General features: G+C 57.2%; 4 protein-coding genes. 3 read left to right on the forward strand and 1 reads right to left on the reverse strand.

The genetic code is table 11. The features are described 5' to 3' along the window. Positions 1-48: 48 nt before the first annotated feature. Positions 49-2,160 carry a TonB-dependent receptor gene (locus Q0200_RS10060; RefSeq protein ID WP_297940849.1) on the reverse strand — a complete coding sequence of 704 codons (2,112 nt, stop codon included), beginning with the start codon at positions 2,158-2,160 and terminating at the stop codon, positions 49-51. A 588-nt stretch (positions 2,161-2,748) separates the two neighbouring features. On the opposite strand from Q0200_RS10060, the gene Q0200_RS10065 reads away from it, so the two are divergent. The 3 genes from Q0200_RS10065 to Q0200_RS10075 all read left to right on the forward strand — a co-directional run. Then, a complete protein-coding gene (locus tag Q0200_RS10065) occupies positions 2,749-3,462 on the forward strand; it encodes a radical SAM protein (RefSeq protein ID WP_297940851.1) in 714 nt (237 codons plus the stop codon). After that, the gene (locus Q0200_RS10070; protein ID WP_297940853.1) at positions 3,459-4,307 is read left to right on the forward strand and encodes an alpha/beta fold hydrolase; all 849 of its coding nucleotides are present in this window, start codon (positions 3,459-3,461) and stop codon (positions 4,305-4,307) included. The genes Q0200_RS10065 and Q0200_RS10070 overlap by 4 nt, the downstream gene beginning before the upstream one ends. A 139-nt stretch (positions 4,308-4,446) precedes the next feature. Continuing rightward, positions 4,447-4,782: hypothetical protein (locus Q0200_RS10075; RefSeq protein ID WP_297940854.1), on the forward strand; the 336-nt coding region annotated here is incomplete at its 3' end.

Raw genomic sequence — 4,782 nt, forward strand, 5'->3', positions numbered from 1 at the left:
GCAGGCCCCCGGCCGGGGGGCCGGGGGAATGACCGAGGTCTGCTTGTGTCAGAACCGATGGTCGATGGTGAACAGCACGCGGCGCGACTCACCGACGAACCACTGTTTCTCGTTGTAGTAGACGGTGCTGTAGTAGTGGCGGTTGAAGATGTTGTGCCCATGCAGCGCCAGGGTGGTGGCGTCGGAGGGCTGCCATTTCAGGGCCAGATCCGCCGTGGTGAAGGCGGGCAGCGTCAGGTCGTTGGCCCGGTTGGCGTGGCGCTTGCCGACGTGACGCGCGCCGCCCGCCAGCGTCCACTGCGGGAGCATCTGCCAGCTCAGCCACAGGTTGGCCAGTCGCTCGGGCACGTCGGGCGGGGTGTTGCCGCTGCGTGAGACGATGGCGCCATCGACAGCGTCGTTGAAGTCGTCATAACGGGCACGCAGGACGGTGGCGTCGGCATCCAGCCTCAGGGTGGAGGACAGTGCCAGCGACAGGGTACCTTCGATGCCGCGGGAGCTCTGCTTGCCGACCTGGAGGCTGTTCTCGGGGTTGGCCGGGTCACGGCTTTGCAGGTTGTGCTTGGTGATGTTGTAGGCGGCCAGGGTCCATTCGCCACGCTGCTGGGGCAGCGACTGCTTGATGCCCACTTCGATCTGCCGGCCGATCGTCATGTCGGCCTTGGCGCCGCTGGCGCTCATCATCAGCGGGGCGGTGGAGGGGTCGGCGGCCCGGCTGTGCTGCGCGTAGACGGACAGGGTCGGGGTCAGCGCATAGACAGCGCCCAGGCGGTGGCCGGTGCTGTTCCAGGTACGGCTGAAGGCGCGACTTCCGGTGATCAGGTCGTCGCGGCGGATGCGGACGCGGTCATGACGCAGGCCGGCCACGAGGGACAGCTGCCCGGTGACAGCCAGCCGATCCTCGACGAACAGGGCGTACTGGTCGGCGGTGTTCCGGTAACGGGGAATGAAGGGGAGATCGCTGTCGAAGAAGCCTGTCTCGGGAGACAGCAGGCTCACGTAGCGCGGGTTGCCGCTGTAGGTATTGTTGTCGTGCTGCAGGCTGCTGTGATTGAGGTCGAAGCCGGCCGAGATGGTGTTGTCCATGCCCAGCAGCTTGCTGTCGAAGGTCACGTCGGTGGTGTTGCCGGTCTGTTTCTGGTGGTGGCGGATGGCGGTGTCGCCGGCCAGGCGGATCTGCTGGAGGGCCGCATCCCAGGTGTAGTTCTCGGCGTCGAACCACAGGCGATTGCTGCGGATGTGATAGAGGCGGCTGCGAACGGCGATGTTGTCGCTGGGGGAGCCCTGCAGCGTCAGTTCGCTCCAATGGTCACGGAAGGTGATGCGGGCATCATGGACGTTGTAGTTGGTGCGGTGCAGGGCGTCCAGGGGCTTTCCGTCGATCAGCGGGACACCGAAGTAGCGCATGGGCTTGCGGCGGCCTTCGGCGTGGCTCAGCTGCAGTTGCCAGCGGGGCAGGAACTGCCATTGCAGGGCGCCGGTCAGTCCCTGGCTGCTGTGCTTGCCGCGGTCCACCCAGCCGTCACCGCGTTCGGTGCTGGCGTCAAGCCGGTAGGCCAGGCGTTCGCTGATCGAGCCGCTGCTGTCGAAGTCCAGCGACCGTTGTCCCCGGTTGCCGATGCCTGCCCGGATTTCGTGGCGGATCGCGCCCTGGCGTGGCTTGCGGGGGACGACGTTGACGACGCCGCCAATGGCGCCATCACCGTCGATGACGGAGGCCGGGCCCCGGAGGACTTCGATCCGTTCGACGGCCCAGGCGTGGAAGGGATAGCTGACGCCGAGGCCTCCATACTGACGCACGCCGTCGTAGAGCTGCATGACGGAGCTGCTTCCGGTGAAGCCTCGCACCGAGAGGTCGCTGCCGCTGTTGCCCGGATGGGCCAGACTGCTGAAGCCAGTGGCGCGCGCGGTGGCTTTGTTGACGGTGGTGTCGCCGCGCGCGTCGATCCGCTCGCGGGAGATCACGTCGACGCTGGCGGGCGTGTTCTGGATGGACAGTCCCAGGCGCGATCCGGCAGATGGGGCTTGTTGAAGCCCTTCCTGTTCGGCCGGGCGCACGGTGACGGGATCCAGGGACTGGATGGCGTGCGCTGGCAGGACGGGCAGCAACAGCAGCGCGGGCATGACGAAGGGTTTGATGGGAAGACGCGGAATGCTCATGATGGGCTCTGCCGAAAGGCAAGGTACCGGCGCACGGATTGGGTGCTGCCGGTGCGGGCAAGGATGACTGCGCGACGGGGATCCGTCGCTGTGGGGGATCGCTTCGTGCAGCGATCAGGCAGGCATCAATGCGGCAGGGGGTCCGCGTGAGCCGTAATGGAGGGCGAGCGTGGCCGTGTGGCCATGAGGGGCGACGGCATGCAGGATGTGCCGCCATGCCGTGGAAGAGGGAAAAGCCTGCGCCGGCGCCAGGGCCGGCATGGGGGAGGACAGGCAGAACGGGCAGCAGCGTGCGTCTGCTGGCGGGGCGGAAGGGGCATCGGAATCGTCGCTCGAGAGGACGATTCGGGTGAAGCCGCCATTGCCGTGACAGAGGATGACGGTTTCAACATCGCCGGCCGGTATGCGCTGCACCAGCGGCGACAGCAGGGAAGACGCGAGGGCCACGAGCAGCCACGCCAGGATGGCGGTGTGGAATCTCGATGGGCGCCTGCGGAAGTCCATGAACGGCTTGTTGTTGGCGTTGACTGTCTCTGTATGTGATTATGTATCAGTGTGCCAACGATATGCCGGAGGAGCCGGATTTTCTTGCAATTGAATTGTTTTTGCTCAAATGTGAAGGATTTTGATGCGGCGAGCCTAGTTAAATTTGCAGGCTTGCGCGGCGACGAGCGCGTATTTATGAGCTCGGTCACCGACTGCTATAATTCGTACGAGGCGCGCTTTGGTGCTACGCGTAAAGTCCTCGAGGCGGTTGCGGGCTCGGATATAAACCTGCAAATTTTAACCAAATCAAGCCTCGTGACGCGCGATATAGACCTGCTGCAAACCATGTCAAACGTCCGCGTAGGCGTGAGTTTGAGCGTGGTAGACGAAAGCTTACGCCGTATGCTCGAGCCTCGCGCGAGCTCCGTAGCCGCAAGGATCGCAGCGATAAAAAAACTGCGCGCCGCGGGAGTGAAAACCTATATATTCGTCGCGCCGATTTTCCCGCAGATCACGCCCGTTTTTGATATCATATCCCGCTACGGCGACGCGGCGGATGAAATTTGGTTTGATAGGCTAAATCTCTATCCAAATTTCCGCGATAAAATTTTATCCTTTATCGGGCGAAATTTCCCCGCGCTTTTGCCGCTTTATAAGCAAATTTATCTATTTGGAGATGACGGCTATTTCGAGCGGCTAGCTGGAGAGATCAGGCTCGCGGCGCGGGAGAAATTCGGAAGCCAGAGCGGCGAGAGGGTTAGGATATTTTTTGAGCGGAGAAAATCCGGCGCAGATAAATTTGAAAGGCGAAAATGAACTTAATTTTACGGCTTGGCATTATAGTTTTGATCCTATATATCGCGCTTTTGGCGCTACTTTATTTTTTTCAAGAGAGGCTGATATTTTTCCCGAGCAAGCTTGAGCCAAACTATGATTTTAGCTTTGATCAGCCGTTTGAGGAGATCAGACTAGACGCGGAGGGCACGTGGATAAGCGGCCTTAAGTTTTTAGCGCAGAGTAGGGACGGCGGGCAAATTTACGGCGATGCACGCGATGCAAACGGCGAACGAAAAGCGAAAAACGGCGCGGCGATATTTTTCCACGGCAATGCGGGCAATCTGCAAGGCTGGGGCAAGTATGCGCGGTATTTTACGGATTTGGGCTATGATTTTTACCTGTTTGACTACCGAGGCTACGGCAAAAGCGGCGGCGAGATAGGCTCGCAGGAGCAGCTTTATGCGGATGCGGACGCGATGATGCAGGCGGTTTTGCGGGAGTATGACGCAGGCGAGGTTACGGCGCTGGGCTATTCGGTGGGTAGCGGGCTAGCGGCTCGCGCGGCGCAAAAATACGGCGCTAAGCGGCTAGTTTTGATCGCGCCTTATTTCAGCCTAGAGGAGCTAGCGCGGGAGAAAATGCCGTTCGTGCCGAAATTTTTAATCAAATACAAAATCCCTACGTTTGAGTTTGTCGGCGGTTTTGGCGGGCCGGTGACGATATTTCACGGCGAGCACGACGAGCTAATCGGCGTGGATAATTCGCGCAGGCTGCTTAAATTTCTAAAGCCCGGAGATAAAATTTACGAGCTAAATGCCGGACACAACGATATCCTAGGCCTAAGCGAGCTTTGGGAAAAATTAGCGCAGAAGCTGGGCGAGTAGGGTGAGCCTATAGCGGTAAATTTGACGCCGTACTTGCTGAAAATTTGCAATGTCTAATATATTTTTGGATTATTTTGATTGACAATACTTGTTGGGTATAATTATATTTATAAAATTTTTAATCAAGGGGAATAATAAAATGTCATATTTTTTATTAAAAACATATGATAAACAACAAGCAGAGTCTCTAAGCTTTTTAAGGCATGTATCCTGGAATCAGTACCATAGTAAATTTAAGATAAGTGATATTGTCTTTATCTATGTTATACGCAAAGAAACATTTAAGTGTGTCGCTAAAATTGTAGGTATTGGAAAAAATAAAGAGTACCATTTGATTAAGCTTTTTGATATAAAAAACAGTAATACGATTTTGGCTGACAAATCAAAATTTACAGCTATGAAATCGCAATGCTCGAATATTTTATTAAAAGATAATAATTATGAATTAATAAATTTAATATTAAAAAATAAGGTG

This window comes from uncultured Campylobacter sp. (genome assembly GCF_938045225.1).
Classification (GTDB): Bacteria; Campylobacterota; Campylobacteria; order Campylobacterales; family Campylobacteraceae; genus Campylobacter_A.